Here is a 22,558-nt window from a genome sequence, read left to right as displayed (position 1 = left end):
TTCTATAGTTTTCTGACTATATCCAATATGCTGAGTTATCTAAACTTGAGCAAGCTCGATAATATTAATCCCAGATAGATAAAAAAACATCAAAAGTATGGCAGAAAAACAAAGATAAGGCCCAAAAGCAATAAACCCTGGATAACTTTTCCTTTTCAGCCAGATAATCGCAAACCCTAACAGTCCGGAGATTGAAGACAGAAGCATCAACACAGGGATCATCTCTATACCAATCCATGCTCCTATTGCAGCAGCCAGCTTTAAATCACCATAGCCAACCCCCTCTTTCTTAAAAATACACCGACATAACCAATATAATATCCACAAAAATAAATACCCTGATATGGCGCCATATATCGCACTCTTAATCGGAATTAAATTATCACCGCTATTAAACACCAATCCGAACCATAATAAAGGCTGAGTGAAAACATCTGGTAACTGATAAGTCTTTATATCAATAATGGCTAAGAAAACTAAAGTAATGCAAAAAAACGAAATTATTATATCATTCAGATTAACTGGATTATTGAACCACTGATTTTTTCCATCCATGAAAATACTCAATACAGCTTCCATAAATAACATCCCTGTAATGATATCCCTTATTTATTTCCTGACGTTAATCAGAACACGGTGAATATTAAATTTTCCCACAGGTCATTAGCAATGAAAAATCTATTAAAACTGCCATTATGAAATAAATATGCGAGCCAGCTCGCAAGGTCTTTTTGTCTGATAGACAACTTGATTAGGCTACCAGCGCTCCTTTATCATGGCAGCATATGCCATACCGGGGTTATCCGGAGAAAAAAGGAAAGAAAAATATGCGAATTCCCCGCATCTATCACCCTGCCCCTCTCACTGTAGGAACTGAAATTAGCCTTAGTGATGATGCCGCCAACCATGTTGGCCGTGTACTTAGAATGAGTAACGGTCAACGGTTGCAGCTCTTTGATGGAAGCAATCAGGTTTTTAATGCAGAAATTACAGAAGCCAGTAAAAAGACGGTCAAAGTATATATCCATACAGGGGAGTTGGCTGATCACGAATCACCATTAGATCTGCATCTGGGGCAAGTTATGTCCCGCGGTGAAAAAATGGAATTCACCATCCAAAAATCGGTGGAGCTGGGTGTTAACACTATCACGCCACTACTTTCTGAACGCTGTGGTGTAAAACTGGATGCGGAAAGGCTGGAAAAAAAACTGCAACAGTGGAAAAAAATAGCAATTTCTGCCTGTGAACAATGCGGACGTAATCAGATCCCTGAGATCCGACCGGTTATGTCACTCGAAGCGTGGTGTGCAGAAACCGATAACAGCCTAAAATTAAATCTGCACCCTCGTGCCAGCCAAAGTATCAATACTCTACCGTTGCCAGTGGAAAAGGTACGCCTGCTGATTGGCCCGGAAGGGGGATTATCCGCCGAAGAAATAGAAATGACGGCAAATCACCAGTTTACTGATATCCTGTTAGGTCCTCGTGTCCTGCGGACAGAAACTACGGCACTCACTGCAATTACAGCACTACAAGTTCGTTTTGGTGATCTGGGTTAAGGAGAAAGAATGATCAAGCTCGGTATAGTGATGGATCCAATTTCATCCATCAATATTAAGAAAGACACTAGTTTTGCCATGCTGCTGGAAGCACAGAAACGTGGATGGGAAGTCCATTACATGGAGATGAATGATCTCTATCTGCATCAGGGGGAAGGCCGTGCGCGCACCCGTTTGCTGACTGTGGAAGAAAACCCTCAGCAGTGGTATCAGTTTGGTCATGAACAGGATATTGCCCTTGATACACTGAATGTTATCCTGATGCGCAAAGACCCACCTTTTGATACTGAGTTCATCTACGCCACTTATATTCTGGAACGGGCTGAGGTTAAAGGAAGCCTGATCGTCAACAAGCCACAGAGCCTGCGTGACTGTAATGAAAAACTGTTTACTGCATGGTTCCCTGAACTGACACCGGATACGCTGGTAACACGCAACGCCAGTACACTGCGTGAATTCCATCAAAAACATGGTGATGTTATTTTTAAACCACTAGATGGCATGGGTGGCGCTTCTATTTTCCGTCTGAAACAGGATGACCCTAATGTCGGTGTGATTATTGAAACACTGACAAATCATGGCAGCCGTTTCTGTATGGCACAAAACTTCCTGCCCGCTATTAAGGATGGAGATAAGCGAGTTCTTGTTGTGGATGGTGAACCTGTCCCTTATTGTCTCGCCCGTATTCCGGCACAAGGTGAGACACGAGGAAACCTCGCAGCAGGCGGACGCGGTGAAGCCCGACCTCTGTCAGAAAGTGACTGGGCAATAGCGCGCGCTGTCGCACCTGTACTGAAAGAAAAAGGATTAATTTTTGTCGGGCTTGATATCATTGGAGATCGTCTGACAGAAATCAACGTTACTAGCCCAACGTGTGCACGTGAAATAGAAGCGGCTTTCCCTGAGGTCTCTGTTACGGGTATGCTGATGAATGCAATTGAAAAACGATTGGGTAAACAAACGGTATAATAGGCTAAACTGGCGCCATTTCCTGGTAGCATTTGCCATTTATTATATAGGCTCACATGCTGTGTGAGCCACTTTATTCATTTATCGTAAAAATCATCATCAAAAAACATGAACTTACAGCACCATTTCCTTATTGCTATGCCTTCGCTCACTGATCCTTATTTCAACCGTTCCGTAGTTTATATCTGCGAACATGATCAAAACGGTGCGATGGGGTTAATTATCAATAAGCCAATAGCTCAGGTTTCTATTCAGGGGATCCTTGAGAAATTAGAAATCTCTGCCGAAGACAGAGACGATAACATCAATCTGAACAGCCCGGTTATGGCGGGTGGACCGTTATCTGAAGAACATGGTTTTATTTTACATACGCCACTGTCCGGATTTAGTTCCAGTATACGAATCTCTGATGAGACGATGGTAACGACCTCCAAAGATATGCTCGAAGCATTAGGCACTCCACGTCAGCCGAAAAATATTTTAATGACACTGGGGTATGCCGGCTGGGAAAAAGGTCAGCTGGAAAAAGAAGTTATGGAAAATAGCTGGCTGACTGTCAGTGCTGATCCCTCAATTATTTTCAATACCCCCGTTGCTGATCGCTGGCGTGAAGCTGCATCCTTATTGGGAATTAATATCCACAATCTCGCATTACAAGCAGGACATGCCTGATGAAAAACCGCACAGTGATCGCATTCGATTTCGGTACCCGCAGTATTGGTGCTGCTATAGGACAAGAAATAACCGGCACAGCCAGAGCACTAGATTCTTTCAAGGCCAAAGAGGGTTCTCCTAATTGGGATCTGATTGAGAAGCTCCTCAAAGAATGGCAGCCAGATTTAGTCATTGTTGGTCTGCCACTCAATATGGATGGCACCGAACAGCCAGTCACTGCACAGGCCAAAAAATTTGCTAATCGTATCCATGGCCGCTTTGGTGTTCAGGTTGAACTGCACGATGAACGATTAACAACGGTAGAAGCGCGCTCTCATCTATTTGCTTATGGCGGATATCGTGCTCTTGATAAAGGCAAAGTTGATTCCACTTCTGCTGTCGTCATTTTGGAAAGCTGGTTTGAGCAACATTGTTGATAATAAAAAGCTATTTATAATTAATAGATTATTATCGTAAACCAATAATACAGTGAAGTTATAATCATAGGAATTTGTTCCACTATTTTGCCAGCTATTCCGCCAGCAATCCTGATAATCTGCGTTGTTGGCGGCTCTGTTCGTAGGTTTGCATTCCGCAAGCGGCTCCGGTTTGCATTAACGTTGCTATCTGATGGTTTTTCCCTTCCCTGATCAAATGGCTGACAGCCTGATTGACGACTAAAATTTCATAAATAGCCACTCTCCCTCCATCCTTAGCAGGAAGCAGTTGCTGGGCAATAACTGCTTTTAAACTGCCTGCCAGCTGAGCACATATCCATCCTTTCTCATCTGCGGGAAATACATCCACCAGCCGATCTATGGCCTGAATTGCTCCACGGGTATGTAGTGTTGATAAAACCAAATGACCCGTTTCAGCGGCAGTCAGCGCCAACCGGATCGTTTCTTTATCACGCAACTCACCCAACAGAATGACATCAGGATCCTGTCTTAGTGCCCCTTTCAGCGCAGTCTGATAATCCGGCACATTTTCCCCGATTTGCCTTTGCTGTATCAGACAATTCCTGCTTAGGTGAACAAACTCTATCGGGTCTTCCAGTGTAATGATATGTTTTCTGACATGATTATTAAGAGTGTTAATCATCGCTGATAATGTTGTTGATTTACCGCTTCCGGTTGCACCTGTTACTAATATCAACCCATTTTCTGCCAGTCCCTTTTCCTCCGGTAAAACAAGGCGCTGAATAATATCTGGTGCATATAGCTGTTCCAGAGTCGGGCACTTGTCAGAAATTAACCGTAATACCAATGAAAGGTGCTCCTGCTGATAGAATAAATTCCCTCTGAGTCTTCTTTTATTCGGCATTTCTACGACAAAATCAACATGCCCTGTGCTCCTCAATTGCCGCTGTTGTTCTTCAGATAATATTCCGTTGCTCCATGTATTAATGAAGTCATTATCAATCTCTGCCAAATGTGTCTGAGGATATAACACATCGTTGATGCGCAAAATTGGTACTTTCCCGACACAAAGATGCAGATCAGAGGCATTATGCTTTACACTAAGGGCCACTAACTTTTCCATATTCATTTTTTAATCTCCTGAGTTTCTTATGCACAATATCGAACAAAATCTTCACGATGTCAGGAACAACATCGCCCTTGCAGCTCAGAAATGCGGGCGCTCTCCAGAAGAAATTACGTTACTTGCAGTCAGTAAAACCAAACCTGCGGAAGCCATCGCAAAAGCGATAACCACAGGCCAGAGGGAATTTGGCGAGAATTACGTTCAGGAAGGGGTTGAAAAAATTCAACTGTTCGCTAACCACAACGATTTGGTGTGGCACTTTATCGGCCCTTTACAGTCTAATAAAAGTCGTTTGGTGGCTGAACATTTCGACTGGTGCCATACTATCGACCGGTTAAAAATCGCCCAGCGTTTAAGTGAGCAACGCCCTGAAAGCATGGCTCCGCTCAATATCCTCATTCAGATTAATATCAGTGGGGAAAACAGTAAGTCAGGTATTCTTCTGGAAGAACTTGAGGAACTGGCTGCAACAGTTGATTTACTACCTAATCTGGTATTACGTGGTCTGATGGCCATCCCTGCGCCAGAAGAAGATTATGAACGGCAAACCGCTATTTTTCGTCGGATGGAACAGGCTTTTATTAAATTAAAGGCACAATACCCACGGATAGATACACTTTCTATGGGGATGACTGATGATATGGAAGCCGCTATCGCCTGTGGCTCAACCTTAGTTCGCATAGGAACCGCCATTTTTGGTGCCCGCGAATATGGGTCTACAGCAAGTTAATTAACAGCTCAACATTAACTCATTAATATTCGAGACGATTTCTTCATGGAAAATAGAAAAATCACGTTTATCGGCGCGGGGAATATGGCTCATGCCATCATCGCGGGTCTGATCAACAAAGGCTATCCGGCCAAACAAATCACTGTCTGCTCGCCCAACACAATTCGTCGTGATGTTCTGGCAGAAAAATATGGCATCAACAGCCAGAGTGACAATATTCGCTATGCTCAGGAAGCTGATGTTATTGTTTTAGCGGTTAAGCCCCAAATGATGGAAGAAGTCTGTGGCTCCTTACGTGCACAAGTCAATTTCGAGCAAAAACTTGTGCTTTCTATTGCCGCCGGTATTCCTCTTTCCCGTTTTTACTCATTATTGCAGGAAAACCTTAATATTATCCGCATCATGCCAAATACGCCCTCGCTTATCGGGCAAGGGATCAGCGGCATGTTCGCACCTGAACAGGTCAATCAATCTGATCGCCAGTTTGCTGAAGTATTAATGAACAGTGTCGGCAAAGTCTGCTGGGTAAACGATGAAAAAGGCATCAATGATATTATTGCCGTTGCCGGGAGTGCTCCGGCTTATTTCTTCCTGTTTATGGAATCGATGCAACAGGAAGCAGAACGTCTGGGCTTCGACAGCCAAACAGCCAGAGAACTGGTTCTGCAAACGGCTATGGGTTCAGCTAAACTTGCTGAATCACAGGCAGAACTTCCTTTTGCTATCCTGCGTGAACAGGTAACATCTAAAGGTGGTACAACTGCCGAGGCATTACGCGTTTTTTATGAAAACCATCTGCCGGAAGTTGTATCCCAAGCTATGCAGGGAGCAATACGCCGGGCACAGGAAATGGAAAAATTATTTTAAACAACCAATATAATTTGATCAGGGCTGCTACATGCAATTCTTAAACTTTCTCTTTTTTACAGTTCTGGATTTATATACCGCAGTTTTACTGCTTCGAGTCTGGATGCAATGGGTACGTTGTGATTTTTACAATCCGTTCTCACAATTTATCGTCAAAATCACCCAACCCGTGGTACGCCCATTACGTAGGGTTCTTCCCGCTATTGGCCCTATTGATACAGCATCGGTTGTTTTTGCTTACATCCTCGTCATGCTCAAACTGATGCTGCCTTACTGGTTAGCAACAGGACAATTTCTTGTCCAGCTATTCCCTCTTGGAATAATTGAACTGCTGACTGCCGCAGGAAAACTGGTATTCTGGCTTGTGATTGCCCGCGCATTATTGAGCTGGATCAGTCAGGGACGTAACCCTGTGGATTACGTTCTGCTCCAATTAACAGAACCACTGATGGCTCCTATCCGTCGGATTCTCCCTTCTATGGGAGGATTAGATTTCTCAGCCATGATTGTGATTCTGATCCTGTATGCGCTAAATGCTCTCCGTGCTGATGTTTTAGCGTGGTTAATTCCGAGCTTAATTGGTTAATAAATAATAAGTTAATTGGATAGAAACAATGCAGAAAGTTGTTCTTGCCACAGGAAATGCTGGCAAAGTACGGGAGCTGGCTGATTTACTGGCTGACTTTGGTTTGGATATCGTCGCTCAGACTGAATTGGGTGTAGATTCCGCAGATGAAACCGGTTTAACCTTTATTGAAAATGCTATCATTAAAGCCCGTCATGCTGCGGCAGTCACCGGTTTACCTGCGATTGCTGACGATTCAGGGCTATCCGTCAATGCTCTCGGTGGTGCCCCCGGTATTTATTCGGCTCGTTATGCGGGAGCCGATGCCTCCGATCAGGAGAATCTGGAAAAACTACTGGAAGCCATGAGCGATGTTCCTGATGACCAACGTCAGGCACAATTCAATTGTGTTCTGGTTTATTTACGCCATGCAGAAGATCCGACCCCTCTGGTCTTCCACGGTCGCTGGTCTGGTTTCATTACCCGTGAACCAGCCGGTAATGGCGGTTTTGGTTATGATCCGGTTTTCTACGCACCGGAATTTGGCTGTACAGCAGCAGAATTAAGCCGTGAACAAAAAAGTGCTGTTTCACATCGTGGACAAGCCTTAAAAATGCTGTTGGAAGCCATGCGTAATGCTTAAATTACCACCATTAAGTCTTTATATTCATATTCCATGGTGTGTGCAAAAGTGCCCTTATTGTGATTTCAATTCACATGCATTAAAGGGGGATGTACCACATCAAGAATATGTCGAACATCTGCTGGCAGATTTACGTCATGATTTGCCAATGGTTGAGGGGCGGGAAATTTCCACTATCTTTATCGGTGGAGGTACGCCCAGTTTGCTCAGTGCGGAAGGAATGCAACGGTTGCTTGATGGTGTCAGGGAGCTACTGCCCCTCTCCCCGCAGGCAGAAATTACCATGGAAGCGAATCCGGGAACGGTTGAAGCTGACCGTTTCAGTGCCTATCAACAGGCTGGTATTAACCGGATTTCAATCGGCGTACAAAGCTTTGGCTCAGATAAGCTTATCCGCTTAGGGCGCATTCATGGCCCGGAAGAAGCGAAACGAGCTGCGCGGCTGGCGGATGGCCTTGGTCTGCGCAGTTTCAACCTTGATTTGATGCATGGCCTGCCTAACCAGACACTGGATGAAGCTCTGAACGATTTACGTCAGGCTATTGAACTCTCACCACCTCATTTGTCGTGGTATCAGCTGACGATTGAACCCAATACCAGTTTTGGCTCACGTCCGCCAGTCCTGCCAGATGATGATGCGCTATGGGACATTTTCTCTCAAGGGCATAAGTTATTGACAGAAGCTGGCTATCAACAGTACGAAACCTCAGCCTATGCCAAACAGGATTATCAATGTCAGCATAATCTGAACTACTGGCGGTTTGGTGATTATCTGGGAATTGGCTGCGGTGCCCACGGAAAAATATCGTTTGAAGACGGGCGTATTCTGCGCACAGTGAAAACCAAACATCCGCGCGGTTATATGCAAGGGCGTTATTTGGATAAGCAACATCAAGTGGATCACGATGATCGTCCATTTGAATTTTTCATGAACCGTTTTCGTTTGCTGGAAGCAATGCCACGAAAGGATTTCAGTGATTTTACCGGATTACCGGAAAGCACTATTCGGCAGCAAATCGACGCGGCGCTGGCAAAAGGTTATATCACTGAAAGTGATACACACTGGCAGATCACGAAACACGGAAAATTATTCCTGAATTCGTTATTAGAAATGTTTTTGTAGAACGTTTTTATGGTGCTATTTCTGTAAAAATGACTTCTGCAAAAATAAGGCTGCCCTTGAAACTCAAGGAGCAGCCTTATTTTATGAACACATTTAATCAGTATGATTACAAAGCATCAGCGATTGCATTCACCTGACGCGTCAGGCTCTCTACCCCGCCACCAGACAGATACCATAAATCAGGTTGCAGATAGACTATCTTGCCATTTTTATAAGCGTTGGTTGACTTCACCTGAACGGTTTCAAACTGAGCTTTTGTTAACTCCCCTGCTCCAATTGCTTTACTGCGATCAATAATAAAGATGACATCAGGATTTGCCTGAGCAATCATTTCCGCAGTGACAAGACGACTCTTATCGTTATCTGATTTCGGTGGTAATTCAGCGCGCTGCGCTTTCACCACATTGTAAACAACGGTTTGATTATTCGGGTATAACTCGCCAGCATTATGTAATAAAACCAGCACCTTGTTATTTGAAGATTTTGCTTTTTCCTGCGCAGTCGTTATCGTTTTTTCTAAATCAGCCTGCTGTGCTTTTACTGCATCTTGTTTATCGAACAGTTCACCTAATAGCTTCAGATTATTTTCAACAGATGGCAGGTAGTTTTTATTATCCGTGCTTAAATCCACTGTAGGTGCAATTTGGGATAGACGATCATAAAAATCATCCTGACGCCCGGTGATCACAATCAAATCCGGTTTTATTTCAGCCAGTTTTTCTAAATCCGGAGATTTCATCCCGCCGGCATCATTCATCTTTTCAGATACGTGACTACTCACATATTCAGGCAAACTTTCTTTCGGCAGTGCAATAACACGCTCAGATAGCCCTAATTTGGCCATTGAATCGTAAGTACCGAAGTCAAATAAAACCACTCGCTGAGGATTTTTCTTAACCTTAGTTTCTCCGGAATGATGTTTTACCGTGAGATAATCCCCGGACTGAGTGACGACTGAATTTGGCGTAAATGTTGTAGATTGCTGGCTGAATGCGGAATGACTAGTAACAGAAAATAATGAGGCTAAAATAATCGGCAGGATTTTTTTCATTAGGGCACCTGAAGTAATCATGTGTATAAAAAGTGATTTGCATTCTAGATGCCCAATGTAGGATGTCAATCAAATAAGAATCAATTTCATCATGATTCTTATTTGATATGAAATACTGTGATTTAGTTAATGGAATTCAAAAAGCTGGTGCGCAACTGTTCCAGTTTATTGGCTTTATCGCACACTTCTCCTTTAAAGCGTTTTAGCTCTTTTTCCTGCTTTTTCCATTCTGCCTCAAAGCCATTCTGCATACCTCCCAGCCCGCCGAGAAGAGACATTAACATCTGTTTGCCGTCACCATTTTGATTGCTTGTTTTACGGCTCATTTCGTTAATACTGTCCTGCAATATTCCACCCAAACTCTGCTGGATAAGATCCTTTCCTTCCGTTTCTATCTGTTTGATTGCCTTGTAATGGAAAAAAATACCATCAGGACGGGCTTCCAATACTTTATCAATTTGCTTATTCAGGCCAGATTCCAGCTGAGTCAAACGAACACGGATATTGCTATCTTTTCCCATCGTTTCAGTGACAACTTTATCCAACGCCTGACGGGCGTCAGTGAGATGGTTTAAAGCCTCTTTTTTCACCCATGGTAAATCCTGCCGGGTAAGTTGCTGAAACTGTTTTGCTTTGCTGCGTTGATCGGCATTCAGCGATAGTGCTTTACCATTACGAAAGACAGAACCATCTGGCATAATTTTCAGGCTCCTGTTTTCACCAATCATCTGAACTGAGTCGGCCGTGACAATAATGTCATCTTTGAGTGTCGTCCGGCACTCTGAGCCAGCCTGTGCCTGAACAGCAAATACCAGTGATGCCGCAACCACAATTTTTCGTAACATACCTTCTCCTGTTCTCCTCAGCGTTGCACTCCTCTATCTTTTATTCAGAGCTACTGCAATTAGCTGCTAATGTTTCAAGTTAAAAAATGGAACGTCCGATGCGGGCGGCTAATTTTTCCAATGCTGCACAACCAGCCAGAGAGTTACCCGCACGATCCAGTTCCGGAGACCATACTGTTACAGTAAACTCTCCCGGAACAACACAGACAATCCCTCCGCCAACGCCTGATTTCCCGGGCATTCCAATCCTGAAAGCAAATTCTCCTGAACCATCATACATGCCACACGTCAACATTAGCGCATTGATCTGGCGGGTTTGTCGGAGACTTAAAATTTGCTGACCGGAATCGATCATCCGCCCCTTATTCGCCAAGTAAATAAAGCATTGAGATAATTCAACACAATTCATTTTCAGAGCACAATACTGGAAATAAGTTTGCAGTACTGTAAGCACATCATTTTCAAAATTACCGAATGACTTCATCAGATAAGCAATGGCCGCATTACGGCTAGAATGTTCCATTTCTGAACGGGCAACAACTTCATCATAACCAATATCTTTTTGCCCTGTGAGACTACGTACAAACTCCAGCATCCTATGCTTAGGCGCACTCAGGCGTGATTGCAACATATCACAGATAACCAATGCTCCGGCATTAATAAAGGGATTACGGGGAATACCTTTTTCCAGTTCCAACTGCACCAATGAGTTAAATGGTTGCCCCGAAGGCTCTGTGCCTACTCGCTGCCAGATATCCTCTTCTTTATAGCGTGTCATTGCCAGTGTCAGGCTCAATACCTTAGAAACAGACTGAATGGAGAAACGTTTTTCCGCATCTCCCGCTTTAAAGACCTGACCATCTACCGTACAGATAGCCATTGCCAGATTATTTATCGGAACTTCCGCCAGAGCAGGAATGTAATCTGCTACTTTTCCTTGGCCAATCAAAGGGCGTACTTCATCTAAGATATCTGCCAATAACGCATTAGAGAACCTTACTTTCACCACTTTTTCTCCAGACAAAAAAGGGCTCTCAATGAGCCCCTACATAATTCTTAATTCAACAGCGAATCAATCCCACCACATATCAAATAATTCAGATGTGGCAACTTCTTCCATACCGCGATCTTTCAGCCATTTATCAATCAGCTGGCGGTGTTCTTCAGTGCATTTACCGATTTTCTGTAAACAGACAAGACCTTCCCACTGCAAATAACCACTGGCATCCAGTGCAAGGCCATTTGGCTCGATTAATTCCTCAATCAGAGCATCAACCGTGCTGTCTACGACTTCGACGGATGTATCAGCCGGAAAGTTCCACTTGACGGAAAAACCTAATTCCTGAAATTCATCAATACGCAATTTTTTACGCAGACGGCGACTACGGTTTTTAGCCATTATTTTACCCTCTCAAACATTAGATCCCATACGCCATGCCCCAAACGATGACCGCGCATCTCAAATTTTGTGACAGGACGTGAATCAGGACGTGGTACGTAATCATTGCTTTCTGAAATGTTGCGATACCCTTCAGCGTCGCTCATCACTTCCAACATATGCTCAGCATATGGCTGCCAGTCGGTTGCCATATGGAATACACCACCGATTTTCAGTTTATTTCTGATCATCTGAGCAAAAGCAGGCTGTACAATCCGACGCTTATTATGCCGCGCTTTATGCCATGGATCAGGGAAGAATAACTGAACCATTTCCAGCCCCTGTTCAGGGATCATATTTTCCAGTACTTCAATCGCATCGTGGCACATCACACGCAGATTGCTGATATTTTCATCTTCAGCGGAAGCCAGACATGCCCCCACTCCCGGAGCATGGACTTCAATTCCGAAAAAATTCTTCTCCGGATTCTGGCTTGCCATCGTGACCAGAGATGCCCCCATGCCAAAACCAATTTCCAGCACAACAGGTGCGTCACGGCCAAACAATTCTGCCATATCTTGCAGTGCAGGCTGATAATCCACACCCATATTTGGCCACACATTATCAAGTGCATGTTGCTGACGAGCCGTTAACCGCCCCTGCCGACGCACAAAACTGCGGACACGGCGCAAAGCCCTGCCATTTTCATCATATTCCGGTGAAATTACGTTATTTATCATGGTACTGTCTATTGATACTTTCTATCAGTTTTAAAGGCTTTTGCTCTGGCTTCCGGGACGTTATGTGCCGCAGGATTGCCTAAAGAGAGCGCAATTATGCAAAGATGGCTGAGTTTATCAAGTTCAGTGCCCATAAGCACAACTTTAATGTTAAATTGTGTGGTGCTTCGAAACAAAGTTCGGGTTTACACTGAGGTTACACTATGTTGCAATCCTGTTCACGAAACGATTATCAGATATAAAGACAATTATTCTAATGATGGAAGCCGAGCAATTTTCACAAGCGGTACTTGAGTGGTATCACCGTTATGGTCGTAAAACCCTGCCGTGGCAGCTGGAAAAAACATCCTATCACGTCTGGCTTTCAGAAGTGATGCTGCAACAGACTCAGGTTGCGACAGTTATACCTTATTTCCAGAAGTTTATTTCACGCTTTCCTGATGTCACCTCACTGGCGGCGGCTCCATTGGATGAAGTTCTTCATCTGTGGACTGGTCTGGGCTATTACGCACGCGCCCGTAATCTACACAAAGCCGCTCAGCAGGTAGTTGAATTACATCGAGGAAAATTCCCGACCACCTTTGATGAAGTAGTCGCATTACCCGGCGTAGGCCGCTCTACCGCAGGCGCTATTCTTTCTCTCTCTCAGGGCAAGCATTTCCCAATCCTTGATGGTAATGTAAAACGCGTTCTGGCCCGCTGCTATGCTATTGATGGCTGGCCGGGTAAAAAAGACGTAGAAAATCGACTATGGGGCATCAGTACCCGCGTTACCCCTGCGCAAGGTGTTGAATATTTTAATCAGGCAATGATGGATTTGGGTGCAATGGTATGTACCCGCAGCAAACCAAAATGTGAGATCTGTCCGCTTAATACAGGCTGTATCGCGTATGCTAATCACAGCTGGGCCAACTATCCGGGTAAAAAACCGAAACAAACCATCCCTGAAAAAACCGCGTATTTTTTATTGATGCAGCATGGTGATACTGTCTGGCTGGAACAACGCCCGCTTTCCGGTATCTGGGGCGGATTATTTGCATTCCCGCAATTTACTGATGAAAATTCACTCAAACAGTGGCTGGAAGATTCAGGGATCTCGTACAGCCAACCTGAGCAACTAAACTCATTTCGCCACACTTTCAGTCATTTCCATCTGGATATCGTACCCATTAAAATCAACATATTATCTTTTGATTCCTGCATGGATGAAAGTAAAGGACTTTGGTATAACTTACACCAGCCAGCAACTATTGGACTGGCAACTCCCGTTGAGTACCTTTTGCAGCAGTTGGGATAAAATTAACCCATATTTTGTGCGCCATTATTTTTTGCTCCATAACGACATTTGAGGATTTATCATGAGCAGAACTATTTTTTGTACTTTTTTGCAACAAGAAGCCGAAGGCCAGGATTTTCAGTTCTATCCGGGAGAACTGGGTAAGCGTATTTTCAATGAAATCTCTAAAGAAGCCTGGCAGAAATGGATGAGCAAACAGACTATGCTGATCAACGAAAAGAAACTGAATACGATGAATCCGGAAGATCGCAAATTGCTCGAGCAGGAAATGGTGAAATTCTTGTTTGAAGGGAAAGATATTAAAATCGACGGTTACACCCCACCAGAAAAATAACTTTTAATATCTGCTATTTATTGGGTGAATCAGGATATTTAAAAATCACCCAATAAATGGGAATTTATCCTAATATTCAACGGCATCATAAAATGAAAAAACTGCTGGCACTGCTCCTGCTCACTCCACTTCTGATTTCCTGCTCAAGCAAAAAAGATATTGAATACAAAGAAGAATACATAAAAGACACTAACGGATTTGATATCTTAATGGGGCAATTCGCTCATGATATTGAAAATATCTGGGGATTACGTGAAGTTTTAATTGCAGGCCCTAAAGATTACGTAAAATATACAGATAAATATAAAACCCGCAGCCATATTAATTTCGATGCTGGAACCATTACTATTGAAACAATATCGCCCATTGAGCCAAATGAGCATTTACGCAGGGCCATTGTCACCACTTTATTGATGGGGGATGATCCGGGTTCTGTCGACCTTTACTCTGACACGAATGATATTCAAATAAGCAAAGAACCCTTTCTTTACGGGCAGGTTCTGGATAATGCCGGCGAGCCAATTCGCTGGGAGTGGCGCGCAAACCACTTTGCCGATTACCTGCTCCAGAATAAATTACAACGCCGTCAGTCAGGACTGCATGTGATTTGGTCTGTCACGATGCAATTAGTTCCTAATCACTTGGATAAACGCGCTCATAAATATCTGCCTATTGTCCGCAAAGCTGCGATTAAATATGGTATTGATGAATCGCTGATCCTTGCCATTATGCAGACAGAATCTAGTTTTAACCCTTACGCAGTCAGTCGTTCCGATGCTCTGGGACTAATGCAGGTAATGCAGCATACTGCAGGACGGGATGTATTCAAGATGCAGGGTAAATCGGGCCAGCCAGACCGTAATTATCTTTTTGACCCTGAAAACAACATAGATGCAGGTACGGCTTATCTGGCGATTTTACAGAACGTTTATTTGGGCGAAATCCAGAACGCAACCTCTCGCCGATATGCTGTTATTACCGCATACAACGGTGGTGCAGGCAGTGTCTTAAGGGTATTTTCCAGCGATAAGAAAAAAGCAGCTCAAATTATCAATACAATGGCACCGGGTGATTTTTATGAAATACTGACTAATAAACACCCATCTGCTGAGTCACGCCGTTATTTGATGAAAGTGAATAACGCGCAAAAAAGCTATCGCCGATAAACCATCGGCACAAATAAGAGGTGGAGAGGTGTGTGCCTCTCCATTTTTGTTTATATTTACAACCAATTGTGCAAATAAAAATCGCTTGAATAAGTTTATAGAAAAAGTCGTTGACGGATTGGAGTGAATACTGTTTAATGCGTCCCCGTTAGCCCGGATAGCTCAGTCGGTAGAGCAGGGGATTGAAAATCCCCGTGTCGGTGGTTCGATTCCGCCTCCGGGCACCACGATTTTAAAGCTAATTTGTTGAATACTATCAGGTAATTAACAAATAAGTTAAAATTTAGGGCTGTTAAGAAGATGTTAAACAATTGTTCGCTTAGTTTGTACGTTCAATGTTTAAAAAAGCCGTAAATTAAAGAATACAGAGTGCCTGCATTTGCAAGCACTCTTTTTTCGTTCAAGGTAATGATTTCAGTAATTGATTCTGATGTCAAGTAAGGGAAAGACTTTACGGGACAGGGGATCGCAAATAGCCATTTTTTCGTACCATCCCTGTTGATGCAGGGCAGTGACTCACTCCTCCACCTCCTCGATCCTGTCTGAGACCTGCCCTGTCTTTTTTACTGCCGGTTATCCTTACACCGCAATATCCAGATAGATTGCCAGTTCATTCTCCAGCGTTTTACCCGCGATTTCCATATCGATATCAATATATTCCAGGGTGGTTGCCAGACTACGATGGCCCAGCAAACACCTGACCAGCTGCAAATTACGATCCGGTGCTTTCATCAGCTCAGTGGCCAGCGTATGACGAAAACGGTGAGGAGAGACGGCAAAACCACACTCTTTCGACAACCGGTTGAAGAACGAACGGATATGCTGCCTTTCTTTATCGTGATCATATCGGTAACGGTTCATCCGCCCGTGAGCATGGAAATCCAGACGACTTAAGTCAAACAGCGGATCATCCTCTTTCGCCCCGCAGGCTTTTGCCTGTTCAACCAGTTTCGCCAAGCGGGGTTTAAGCTGCCGGATCATCGGTATCCGCCATTCACTGTGGTTTTTACTCCCTTCGACCCGCAGAACAATATAATTGCTGTCCAGATTGATATCCCGCAACCGCAGGTGCAATAGCTGATTCTGGCGCATCCCCGTTAACCGGAACGTATCCAGTACCGTCAGCCAATAGCCGGTCGGGTACAACGCACAGCGCCCTCCCCGGGGAGTCACCTGCCTGCGCTCCTCTTCCTCATACTGTCCCATCAGCAGATAGAGGCGGGTTATCTGGGATTTACTCAGAATTTTCTTTGTCTTCTTCTCTTTTTTCACTGCTGCCTCGTTAAACGGGTTTTCAGTGAGCGGCAGAAGTTTTCTTTCCATCACGAAATTAAAAATCGCCCGCAGGTGGGCTACCTTATTGTTCCAGGTGTAGCTCGACTGTTTTTTCTCGGTCAGAAGATAGCGTCGCCACCGCAGTACATCGCGGTGAGTCACCTGTTCCGGCAACACCGTATCGCCCATAAACCCGATAAAAACCCGGGTCACCTTGCGATAACTCCACTCCGTAGCCGGTCGCAGCATATGCGAGAAAAAGTATTCTTCCAGTAATTCATCCCAACCCATTTTTTCCTCATTATTGAACATTTTGTTTCCTTAGTGTGTCAAGTTGTGTCCCGGTACAGCCACGTCCTGTTAATAAACTAAAAATTAATTAACACGTTGAATTATTTTATTTTTCATATAATGACCTTTTGTACATTGCTGAAACAAGGCATTCTGACGCTGATACGGGGCGTTTGAACAATTTCAAATCGTTATTGTTATCATTTGTATTATTTCCCACCCAAAGTTCACTCCGCTGTCTGAAACAGTGACAGTAATGTCCGGGTATCATCGCGGGTGTCAGGTGTTGGGACGGTCATCGGTGTGACAAGCGGAGTCATCGGATCGGGCGATGCCTGAGCGGTATCCACCCTCGCTTTAACAGATTCAACCGGCTTCAGCAATGGCGATTTAACCTGCTCAGCCGCTGACTGAAGCAGTAAATCCGTCAACGGAACAGAAGAAAGAGACCCGCCAAGATGCAACATCAGACATTGCCACGCACCAGGCACTAAAGACAGCCAGGTGACCGCTTCCTCCGGTAACAAACGGGCAGCCAGCAGCGTTTTATGAGAAACAGGCAGCTCAGACAGTGAGGCATGAAACCGGAAGCGGAAACGGCGTGCTGGCACCCACACCCCCGGCAGCCAGGGGTGTCCATCATCCAGTTCACCTTCCAGTTGCCGCAACAATGGCAGGTGGTAAAACAACGCGGCCCAGAATACCACTGCCTGCCACAACAAGCTCTGCGCGGCCTGTGTTTCCGGTGCCACGCCGGGTGGCAGCATGTGTCCTTTCGCCAGCCTCACAGCACAGGCAGTAAATTGTAGGGTCAGATCTATAAACCCACCACGATAAGACCAGACGCCTTCCTGTGTGGCTGGGATATGCTGCACACGGGCGCATAATTGCCGGAGCGGATCCAGATAAAACTGCTGATACAACCCGGCGGGCAGCGCGCTGTTTTCCCACAGTTGCCGGAGAGTCTGACAACGTTCTGCGTTTGCCAGCAGCGCTTCCGCTGACTGTGGCCGGAAATACCCCCGGTTGTCGCGAAGGGTTTCCGCTTGTTGTCCGGATGATTCTGATGATGTCACAGGCGGGCGGGCAAAATGGGATTTAAAACGTTCCAACATGGGCTTTTCCTCTTTGGGTTCAAATTTAGCCCAGTGTCGGTCAATCCCACGCTGAAACAAGGCGAAACTCTTTTTGCGAAAATGAAAATTATTTGTATGACTTACCCTTAAACGTAAAAAAGCGCCCCGAAAGGCGCAGTCGTGAAACAAAGAAGATGCAAACAGAAATCAGGCCGCGTGTTCATAGGCCTGCAAACGTTGCGACCAGTTGCCCAGATAATGGGCCGGTGTATAGCGTGTTCGTTGGCTGCCGGGATCATTCAGCACATCACCGATCGTGACCGCCGCCGGAATACCGGCCAGGGAAAGCTGGATATAGGCCATCACCGCTGCCAGCGGATCGATATCAATCGCAGACACCCACATACTGGACAACGGATCATGTCCCTGCTCTCTTAATACCTCTGCGGCTGCCAGCATCATACAGGCTGCACCACAGCAAGGTTCGTGGAAGGTGACAAAGGGTTGGGTCTGCAACAAGTCAGACACCTCATTCAACTGCAATTGTGCCATGACTCTGGCCACACTCCAGGGCGTAAAGAACTGCTGAAGTTCCTTATTGCCCAGCTCCAGTTGCATAAACACGCTGCCGAGAAAATCACCGGGTGCTTCCGACAATCCCAGCACGGTAATCGAAAACAGTTTCACAATCCGGTCAATGTCTTCCCGTTCATACTTGTTGATGGTTTTCAGATAGAACTGCTCGAGTTCCTCACTGAAACAGTATTGATTGTGAATGGCGGCCATTGCACAGTTGCAAAAATCCTGAAAAACCCGATAACGGTGACGAGAACGGGCGGTTTGTTTAAACAGCGAAATAAACTCTTTTTGATAGTCCGGACAAGAAGCCATGGCATGTTTTCCTGATAAAAAAGGAAAACACGCCCCGAAAGGCGAATGTGTTTCCCCTTTCGGTTGAAGTCAAGATAAGTGGATACTGTGTTGAACAAAGAATTACTGGCCGACGGCCATCGCCGGTAGTGCCAGTGCCGTTTCGGGCTTATCGCCGTTAACCAGATACAGGGCCGGACGGTTTTCGTGCCCTACCTGCCCGTTGTGGCTGTCTACATGCTCGCCCTGGTCATAGCAGTCATAGCCTTTGAGGCTGCCTGACGGTTCGCTGTACCAGTGGCGGATTTCACAGTCAAACACTGATGACAGCCCGCCCATCAGTTCCGCCGACGGCGGTACCCACGGCGTGTCAAAATGCACGGTTAAGCTGCTGACATGGCGCCGTTCCCAGCGGACATGATGACCGAACGGCCACTCCAGCCCATAGTGCTCATCGTAGCACTGCGCTGTAGTGGCCATCCCTTTTAATAAGCCACTGTTACCGTTAATCTCCGGAGCCAGCCGGGTCGGTCGTATCATCAGCATATCGCAGGGCTGGGCGACCGTCGGGTAAACCGCCAGCTTCTCCCAGCACACGCCCATATCAAGGTTGTCTGACCAGCCCACCACACCAAACCAGTCGGTGTACTGGCGGGTCAGCAGGCGGGCAATCATGTCACGCGCTGACGCCGGTATAGTCTCCCAGCGCAGCAGGCTTAAGCCCGACTGGCGGTAGATACTGTCAATCCGCTTCATGTTTTCTGTGGTTAGCAGCACATTGTCCTGCAACAACGCCAGCCACTGTTCAAACGCCAGATTCTGCGCGGTCGGCGCTGCCGTTCCCCGAATCAGTTCCGGATACGGGGTGTAAGTGATGGGCTTGGTGGGTTTTAATATCCCCGCACAGCCCGCCAGAAACAGGCGCAGACTCTGCAAGACCGCCTGCCGGTAACGGGGAACTTCTTCTCCGCAGACCCATTGTTGCATCACATCGAGACACACGGATTTTCCCGTAATTTCCAGTTGATTAGTAACCCATTCTGCCATGGTTAAGTTCCTTTGATTTTTAAGTTTAAAAACCGGCGAAACTGTTCCCCCACGGGAGTCAGTTCCCCCGATGGGTGATTGAAAAAAAGTGTCAGTTGAAATCCCGTCTGAAGATACCGGCAACCTGACTGTCGACAATGACCGTCAGTTCATCATGCATCCCCAGAGATGGTGTACTGCCTGATATTTCAGACGCATTCATGCGGGTTAAATCGTATTTATCCCCCGTTCATTGATGGCATCAGACGGCCGGATGCCACTGGCGATAAATTCGGTTACCGTTTCGGTTTCACACAATGCCGTATCATTCAGGCTCAGGCCAGAATGACGTTTCAGCAACGCGGCGGCAATCATCTGCCAGACGGTTAAACGTCAGGCTTCCCGGGTGACACCATCAAACGCTGACCGTTGCGCTATGCCGGAGAATATCCTGCACTTCGTGATGATAGTGGTAATCGGGTGAAATCATATGCAGTGACAATAAATTCGCCTCCTGCCACAAAACATGGGCTGCCTGCGGATCCTGCCAGCTCAGCTCAACGGTGGCCGCCTGACATAACTGCTGTTGTTTTCGTTCCAGTGACAAACGTTCTGACGTCAGTGTAACCGGCTGTGCCCAGACGATCTCGTCATCAAAGCGCCCCCCGAGCACACTGTTATCTTTGGCGTCATATATCATCACGGTCAGGGGAAAAAAGGCGCGTCGATACTGACCCGATGAGATTTCCGGTATCGGCCAGTCACCCAGCAAATGGATGACTTTCAATCGTTGTACCGCTTCGGTGATGGAGGCAGTTTCACACACGGTCAGGATTTCCTCTTGCAGCGATTGCGGTCGGTGAGGATGCTGTATCAGGCCGGTGACCTGCACGGTAAAAATAGCTTCCTGCGACGCCGGTGTCGTGCTCTCCGGCGCAGGTAAAAAAATCGGGTTCATGGTGTGGCTCTCCTTGATTGGATGTCAATAAAAGACAACACCCATCCAATACGGGAAGGTGTTGTCGGCTCCCCGGTCAGGCGCTAAAGAAAAGGGTTAACAACCTCATGGGCTGATAACGTCAGTGGTGATTATGGTTGTTATGGATAAGTGACAAGCTGATGATGTCCTCTTTGGGCTGCATCGCCAGTACCGCACGTAGCAGCCCGGTTTCCGGATGGTGCAGCGCGTATTCCCGCAGTTCACAGAACCGGAACGCATCGGCATTCGGTTCATCCAACTCAGCAATACGGGCAAACACAATCGCGGTGACGGCCAGACCAAACGCATCCGCAGATAACGTGGCCGTCAATGTCGTCTCCGGCAGATAAACCGAATAGGTTTTTGCCGCGGTGGGGATCATATACGTCAGGGAATCAGACACGTTCCGGCTGCGCCATTGCTCAGGACGATATTCACCACACAACTGTGAGGCGGTATTCGCCAGCAGGAATCCCAGAAACAACCGTTCCAGTGGCGTTTTGTCGGGAAACACGACCGACAGGGACAGACTGTCCAGCAGCATCAGTTCATTATCCGGCATCACGTGCTCCCTTTAAGCCCAGAGCCGCCCGGATACACTGAGCCTGAGGATGTTGCCGCGCATATTCACGCAGGGCGCAAAACCGCTCAGCATATCCGTCCAGCTTCATCCGGTCCGTCAGATAACCCAATACGTTCAGGGTCACCATCAGTCCAAAGGCATCGGCGGAGACGTCGCCCTTAAAGTCCGTCGTACTCACATTGACCACCGACGTATCCGACAGTACCGGCACGATATAGGCGATACGGTCTGACACCTTCCGGTACTGCCATCGGTCACACCGGTCATCGTCACACAGCCCGGCAGCGGCTTTAATGAACGTGTGCTCCAGCAGCATCAGTTCCAGTGAACCGGTGTGCGGAAAAATGTCAGCAAAAGGGGATGATTCCGCCGCGGGCACTGTGGCCGGGGGGGTAGGTTGTTGCATGGTATTCTCCTGATAAAAACAACGGAGAACTCCTGACCCAACGGGAAAGGGGTTCCCCGTTAGGTGACTGGCCGGTTGGCCATCATGAATAAGATTAAGCGACCTTCATCGCCATCAGACTGACGATATCTGCTTCCAAAGGGGCGCAGATGTACCACACCGTAGTGTACTCCCTTGCAGGCTACAGGAGTGTTGCTGTCGCTGCCCGAAGGTGATCCTCACAAGCGACCGGATCATGGATAAGTCTGACTACGCTAATCAACAGAAATCATCCGGTCAATGGGTAATTCATTTCCCGGGACAAAAAATAATGTCAGGAGCACGACGGAGTTTTTGGGGCGTCAGGGAGAGGGTCATGACTCCAATAGTTAGATTGACATATACTCTATGGCTTTCAAAAGATAGCAAACTGCAAATGAATTAGTGAATTACGAACTAATGTTCCTCTTCAAAAAAATACGTATCTAACCATTGGAAGCACGACCCCTTTTTCGGCAATGGGAGAACGCTGACCAGCTTGTCTGGACGGCTGATTGAAAAAAACTGACGGCTAAAAGTAAGATCCCAGCGCTTGGGCTGGGATCTT

27 protein-coding genes and 1 tRNA gene are annotated in these 22,558 nt (G+C 46.1%); 13 read left to right on the top strand and 15 right to left on the bottom strand.

From position 1 onward, the window contains the following. Positions 1–39: 39 nt before the first annotated feature. Positions 40–579: a prepilin peptidase gene (locus tag AACS90_RS00200; RefSeq protein WP_241538151.1), complete on the bottom strand. Its 540-nt coding sequence runs from the start codon at positions 577–579 to the stop codon at positions 40–42. Positions 580–827: 248 nt separating this feature from the next. Here AACS90_RS00200 and rsmE point away from each other — a divergent pair, with 248 nt between their 5' ends. From rsmE to ruvX, 4 genes are all read left to right on the top strand, one after another. Beyond that, complete coding sequence (gene rsmE, locus AACS90_RS00195; RefSeq protein ID WP_099119875.1) at positions 828–1,559, top strand: 16S rRNA (uracil(1498)-N(3))-methyltransferase; 732 nt, start codon at positions 828–830, stop codon at positions 1,557–1,559. A 9-nt stretch (positions 1,560–1,568) separates the two neighbouring features. Then, positions 1,569–2,528 (top strand): glutathione synthase, encoded by a 960-nt coding sequence (gene gshB, locus AACS90_RS00190; RefSeq protein WP_099119874.1) that lies wholly within the window; start codon positions 1,569–1,571, stop codon positions 2,526–2,528. 108 nt (positions 2,529–2,636) lie between these two features. Next, positions 2,637–3,200 (top strand): YqgE/AlgH family protein, encoded by a 564-nt coding sequence (locus tag AACS90_RS00185; RefSeq protein ID WP_099119873.1) that lies wholly within the window; start codon positions 2,637–2,639, stop codon positions 3,198–3,200. Next, the gene (gene ruvX / locus AACS90_RS00180; protein ID WP_099119872.1) at positions 3,200–3,619 is read left to right on the top strand and encodes a Holliday junction resolvase RuvX; all 420 of its coding nucleotides are present in this window, start codon (positions 3,200–3,202) and stop codon (positions 3,617–3,619) included. Before AACS90_RS00185 ends, ruvX begins: the two co-directional genes overlap by 1 nt. A 94-nt stretch (positions 3,620–3,713) precedes the next feature. On the opposite strand, the gene AACS90_RS00175 is transcribed toward ruvX, so the two are convergent. Further along, the gene (locus tag AACS90_RS00175) at positions 3,714–4,730 is read right to left on the bottom strand and encodes a type IV pilus twitching motility protein PilT (RefSeq protein ID WP_099119871.1); all 1,017 of its coding nucleotides are present in this window, start codon (positions 4,728–4,730) and stop codon (positions 3,714–3,716) included. Positions 4,731–4,752: 22 nt separating this feature from the next. On the opposite strand from AACS90_RS00175, the gene AACS90_RS00170 reads away from it, so the two are divergent. From AACS90_RS00170 to hemW, 5 genes are read left to right on the top strand one after another with little or no spacing between them, the layout of a single operon-like run. After that, positions 4,753–5,457, top strand: a complete 705-nt coding sequence (locus AACS90_RS00170) for a YggS family pyridoxal phosphate-dependent enzyme (RefSeq protein WP_099119870.1) — start codon at positions 4,753–4,755, stop codon at positions 5,455–5,457. A 45-nt stretch (positions 5,458–5,502) separates the two neighbouring features. Continuing rightward, on the top strand, positions 5,503–6,324 hold the full coding sequence (gene proC / locus AACS90_RS00165; protein ID WP_099119869.1) for a pyrroline-5-carboxylate reductase: 822 nt from the start codon (positions 5,503–5,505) through the stop codon (positions 6,322–6,324). A gap of 31 nt (positions 6,325–6,355) precedes the next feature. After that, positions 6,356–6,910, top strand: coding sequence for a YggT family protein (locus AACS90_RS00160; RefSeq protein WP_099119868.1), 555 nt, complete (start codon positions 6,356–6,358; stop codon positions 6,908–6,910). A 28-nt stretch (positions 6,911–6,938) separates the two neighbouring features. Next, complete coding sequence (locus AACS90_RS00155) at positions 6,939–7,532, top strand: XTP/dITP diphosphatase (protein ID WP_099119867.1); 594 nt, start codon at positions 6,939–6,941, stop codon at positions 7,530–7,532. Then, entirely contained in the window at positions 7,525–8,655 is a 1,131-nt protein-coding gene (hemW, locus tag AACS90_RS00150) for a radical SAM family heme chaperone HemW (RefSeq protein WP_099119866.1), read from the top strand. The genes AACS90_RS00155 and hemW overlap by 8 nt, the downstream gene beginning before the upstream one ends. A gap of 106 nt (positions 8,656–8,761) precedes the next feature. Here hemW and AACS90_RS00145 read toward each other — a convergent pair whose 3' ends face one another. From AACS90_RS00145 to trmB, 5 genes are all read right to left on the bottom strand, one after another. Next, on the bottom strand, positions 8,762–9,706 hold the full coding sequence (locus tag AACS90_RS00145; protein ID WP_099119865.1) for a siderophore ABC transporter substrate-binding protein: 945 nt from the start codon (positions 9,704–9,706) through the stop codon (positions 8,762–8,764). Between the two features lie 122 nt (positions 9,707–9,828). Next, positions 9,829–10,551: a DUF2884 family protein gene (locus AACS90_RS00140; RefSeq protein WP_099119864.1), complete on the bottom strand. Its 723-nt coding sequence runs from the start codon at positions 10,549–10,551 to the stop codon at positions 9,829–9,831. 79 nt (positions 10,552–10,630) lie between these two features. Next, entirely contained in the window at positions 10,631–11,557 is a 927-nt protein-coding gene (gene glsB, locus AACS90_RS00135; protein WP_099110808.1) for a glutaminase B, read from the bottom strand. Between the two features lie 66 nt (positions 11,558–11,623). Further along, positions 11,624–11,950, bottom strand: coding sequence for a YggL family protein (locus AACS90_RS00130; RefSeq protein WP_099110798.1), 327 nt, complete (start codon positions 11,948–11,950; stop codon positions 11,624–11,626). Beyond that, on the bottom strand, positions 11,950–12,669 hold the full coding sequence (trmB, locus tag AACS90_RS00125; protein ID WP_099119863.1) for a tRNA (guanosine(46)-N7)-methyltransferase TrmB: 720 nt from the start codon (positions 12,667–12,669) through the stop codon (positions 11,950–11,952). The genes AACS90_RS00130 and trmB overlap by 1 nt, the downstream gene beginning before the upstream one ends. Before the next feature lie 259 nt (positions 12,670–12,928). On the opposite strand from trmB, the gene mutY reads away from it, so the two are divergent. The 4 genes from mutY to AACS90_RS00105 all read left to right on the top strand — a co-directional run bounded on the left by mutY (position 12,929) and on the right by AACS90_RS00105 (position 15,693). Next, positions 12,929–13,966: an A/G-specific adenine glycosylase gene (mutY, locus tag AACS90_RS00120; protein WP_193757105.1), complete on the top strand. Its 1,038-nt coding sequence runs from the start codon at positions 12,929–12,931 to the stop codon at positions 13,964–13,966. A gap of 61 nt (positions 13,967–14,027) precedes the next feature. Further along, a complete protein-coding gene (locus AACS90_RS00115; RefSeq protein ID WP_099119861.1) occupies positions 14,028–14,300 on the top strand; it encodes an oxidative damage protection protein in 273 nt (90 codons plus the stop codon). Positions 14,301–14,392: 92 nt separating this feature from the next. After that, positions 14,393–15,466, top strand: coding sequence for a membrane-bound lytic murein transglycosylase MltC (gene mltC / locus AACS90_RS00110; protein WP_099120187.1), 1,074 nt, complete (start codon positions 14,393–14,395; stop codon positions 15,464–15,466). Between the two features lie 151 nt (positions 15,467–15,617). Further along, positions 15,618–15,693, top strand: a tRNA-Phe gene (locus AACS90_RS00105). Positions 15,694–16,045: 352 nt separating this feature from the next. On the opposite strand, the gene AACS90_RS00100 is transcribed toward AACS90_RS00105, so the two are convergent. From AACS90_RS00100 to AACS90_RS00065, 8 genes are all read right to left on the bottom strand, one after another. Further along, positions 16,046–17,053 (bottom strand): tyrosine-type recombinase/integrase, encoded by a 1,008-nt coding sequence (locus AACS90_RS00100; protein ID WP_099119860.1) that lies wholly within the window; start codon positions 17,051–17,053, stop codon positions 16,046–16,048. A 206-nt stretch (positions 17,054–17,259) separates the two neighbouring features. Continuing rightward, a complete protein-coding gene (locus AACS90_RS00095; RefSeq protein WP_099119859.1) occupies positions 17,260–18,147 on the bottom strand; it encodes a TraI domain-containing protein in 888 nt (295 codons plus the stop codon). Positions 18,148–18,315: 168 nt separating this feature from the next. Beyond that, positions 18,316–18,999, bottom strand: a complete 684-nt coding sequence (locus AACS90_RS00090; protein WP_099119858.1) for an N-6 DNA methylase — start codon at positions 18,997–18,999, stop codon at positions 18,316–18,318. Positions 19,000–19,101: 102 nt separating this feature from the next. Next, the gene (locus tag AACS90_RS00085) at positions 19,102–20,025 is read right to left on the bottom strand and encodes a DUF1281 domain-containing protein (RefSeq protein WP_099119857.1); all 924 of its coding nucleotides are present in this window, start codon (positions 20,023–20,025) and stop codon (positions 19,102–19,104) included. 207 nt (positions 20,026–20,232) lie between these two features. Next, positions 20,233–20,379 carry a TA system toxin CbtA family protein gene (locus AACS90_RS00080; protein WP_241538150.1) on the bottom strand — a complete coding sequence of 49 codons (147 nt, stop codon included), beginning with the start codon at positions 20,377–20,379 and terminating at the stop codon, positions 20,233–20,235. A 40-nt stretch (positions 20,380–20,419) separates the two neighbouring features. Further along, a complete protein-coding gene (locus tag AACS90_RS00075; protein ID WP_099119856.1) occupies positions 20,420–20,962 on the bottom strand; it encodes a hypothetical protein in 543 nt (180 codons plus the stop codon). A gap of 121 nt (positions 20,963–21,083) precedes the next feature. Further along, a complete protein-coding gene (locus AACS90_RS00070; RefSeq protein ID WP_099119855.1) occupies positions 21,084–21,545 on the bottom strand; it encodes an antirestriction protein in 462 nt (153 codons plus the stop codon). Continuing rightward, entirely contained in the window at positions 21,535–21,972 is a 438-nt protein-coding gene (locus AACS90_RS00065) for an antirestriction protein (RefSeq protein ID WP_099119854.1), read from the bottom strand. The genes AACS90_RS00070 and AACS90_RS00065 overlap by 11 nt, the downstream gene beginning before the upstream one ends. Positions 21,973–22,558: the final 586 nt, after the last annotated feature.

Source organism: Xenorhabdus sp. KK7.4 (genome assembly GCF_963876465.1).
Lineage (GTDB): Bacteria > Pseudomonadota > Gammaproteobacteria > Enterobacterales > Enterobacteriaceae > Xenorhabdus > Xenorhabdus stockiae.
Note: the sequence above shows the minus strand (reverse complement) of the source record. Positions and strands in the feature narration are given on the sequence as shown.

What these genes read in the sequence shown, in the direction of transcription:
- AACS90_RS00170 (WP_099119870.1), top strand. Translation starts at nt 4,753, where the DNA reads ATGCACAATATCGAACAAAATCTTCACGATGTCAGGAACAACATCGCC.
- AACS90_RS00085 (WP_099119857.1), bottom strand. Translation starts at nt 20,025, where the DNA reads ATGGCAGAATGGGTTACTAATCAACTGGAAATTACGGGAAAATCCGTG.
- trmB (WP_099119863.1), bottom strand. Translation starts at nt 12,669, where the DNA reads ATGATAAATAACGTAATTTCACCGGAATATGATGAAAATGGCAGGGCT.
- AACS90_RS00130 (WP_099110798.1), bottom strand. Translation starts at nt 11,950, where the DNA reads ATGGCTAAAAACCGTAGTCGCCGTCTGCGTAAAAAATTGCGTATTGAT.
- AACS90_RS00080 (WP_241538150.1), bottom strand. Translation starts at nt 20,379, where the DNA reads ATGATTGCCGCCGCGTTGCTGAAACGTCATTCTGGCCTGAGCCTGAAT.
- hemW (WP_099119866.1), top strand. Translation starts at nt 7,525, where the DNA reads ATGCTTAAATTACCACCATTAAGTCTTTATATTCATATTCCATGGTGT.
- AACS90_RS00115 (WP_099119861.1), top strand. Translation starts at nt 14,028, where the DNA reads ATGAGCAGAACTATTTTTTGTACTTTTTTGCAACAAGAAGCCGAAGGC.
- rsmE (WP_099119875.1), top strand. Translation starts at nt 828, where the DNA reads ATGCGAATTCCCCGCATCTATCACCCTGCCCCTCTCACTGTAGGAACT.
- ruvX (WP_099119872.1), top strand. Translation starts at nt 3,200, where the DNA reads ATGAAAAACCGCACAGTGATCGCATTCGATTTCGGTACCCGCAGTATT.
- AACS90_RS00140 (WP_099119864.1), bottom strand. Translation starts at nt 10,551, where the DNA reads ATGTTACGAAAAATTGTGGTTGCGGCATCACTGGTATTTGCTGTTCAG.
- AACS90_RS00070 (WP_099119855.1), bottom strand. Translation starts at nt 21,545, where the DNA reads ATGCCGGATAATGAACTGATGCTGCTGGACAGTCTGTCCCTGTCGGTC.
- AACS90_RS00095 (WP_099119859.1), bottom strand. Translation starts at nt 18,147, where the DNA reads ATGTTGGAACGTTTTAAATCCCATTTTGCCCGCCCGCCTGTGACATCA.
- AACS90_RS00200 (WP_241538151.1), bottom strand. Translation starts at nt 579, where the DNA reads ATGGAAGCTGTATTGAGTATTTTCATGGATGGAAAAAATCAGTGGTTC.
- mltC (WP_099120187.1), top strand. Translation starts at nt 14,393, where the DNA reads ATGAAAAAACTGCTGGCACTGCTCCTGCTCACTCCACTTCTGATTTCC.
- mutY (WP_193757105.1), top strand. Translation starts at nt 12,929, where the DNA reads ATGGAAGCCGAGCAATTTTCACAAGCGGTACTTGAGTGGTATCACCGT.
- AACS90_RS00185 (WP_099119873.1), top strand. Translation starts at nt 2,637, where the DNA reads ATGAACTTACAGCACCATTTCCTTATTGCTATGCCTTCGCTCACTGAT.
- proC (WP_099119869.1), top strand. Translation starts at nt 5,503, where the DNA reads ATGGAAAATAGAAAAATCACGTTTATCGGCGCGGGGAATATGGCTCAT.
- AACS90_RS00090 (WP_099119858.1), bottom strand. Translation starts at nt 18,999, where the DNA reads ATGGCTTCTTGTCCGGACTATCAAAAAGAGTTTATTTCGCTGTTTAAA.
- AACS90_RS00145 (WP_099119865.1), bottom strand. Translation starts at nt 9,706, where the DNA reads ATGAAAAAAATCCTGCCGATTATTTTAGCCTCATTATTTTCTGTTACT.
- gshB (WP_099119874.1), top strand. Translation starts at nt 1,569, where the DNA reads ATGATCAAGCTCGGTATAGTGATGGATCCAATTTCATCCATCAATATT.
- AACS90_RS00175 (WP_099119871.1), bottom strand. Translation starts at nt 4,730, where the DNA reads ATGAATATGGAAAAGTTAGTGGCCCTTAGTGTAAAGCATAATGCCTCT.
- AACS90_RS00065 (WP_099119854.1), bottom strand. Translation starts at nt 21,972, where the DNA reads ATGCAACAACCTACCCCCCCGGCCACAGTGCCCGCGGCGGAATCATCC.
- AACS90_RS00100 (WP_099119860.1), bottom strand. Translation starts at nt 17,053, where the DNA reads ATGTTCAATAATGAGGAAAAAATGGGTTGGGATGAATTACTGGAAGAA.
- AACS90_RS00075 (WP_099119856.1), bottom strand. Translation starts at nt 20,962, where the DNA reads ATGAACCCGATTTTTTTACCTGCGCCGGAGAGCACGACACCGGCGTCG.
- AACS90_RS00155 (WP_099119867.1), top strand. Translation starts at nt 6,939, where the DNA reads ATGCAGAAAGTTGTTCTTGCCACAGGAAATGCTGGCAAAGTACGGGAG.
- AACS90_RS00160 (WP_099119868.1), top strand. Translation starts at nt 6,356, where the DNA reads ATGCAATTCTTAAACTTTCTCTTTTTTACAGTTCTGGATTTATATACC.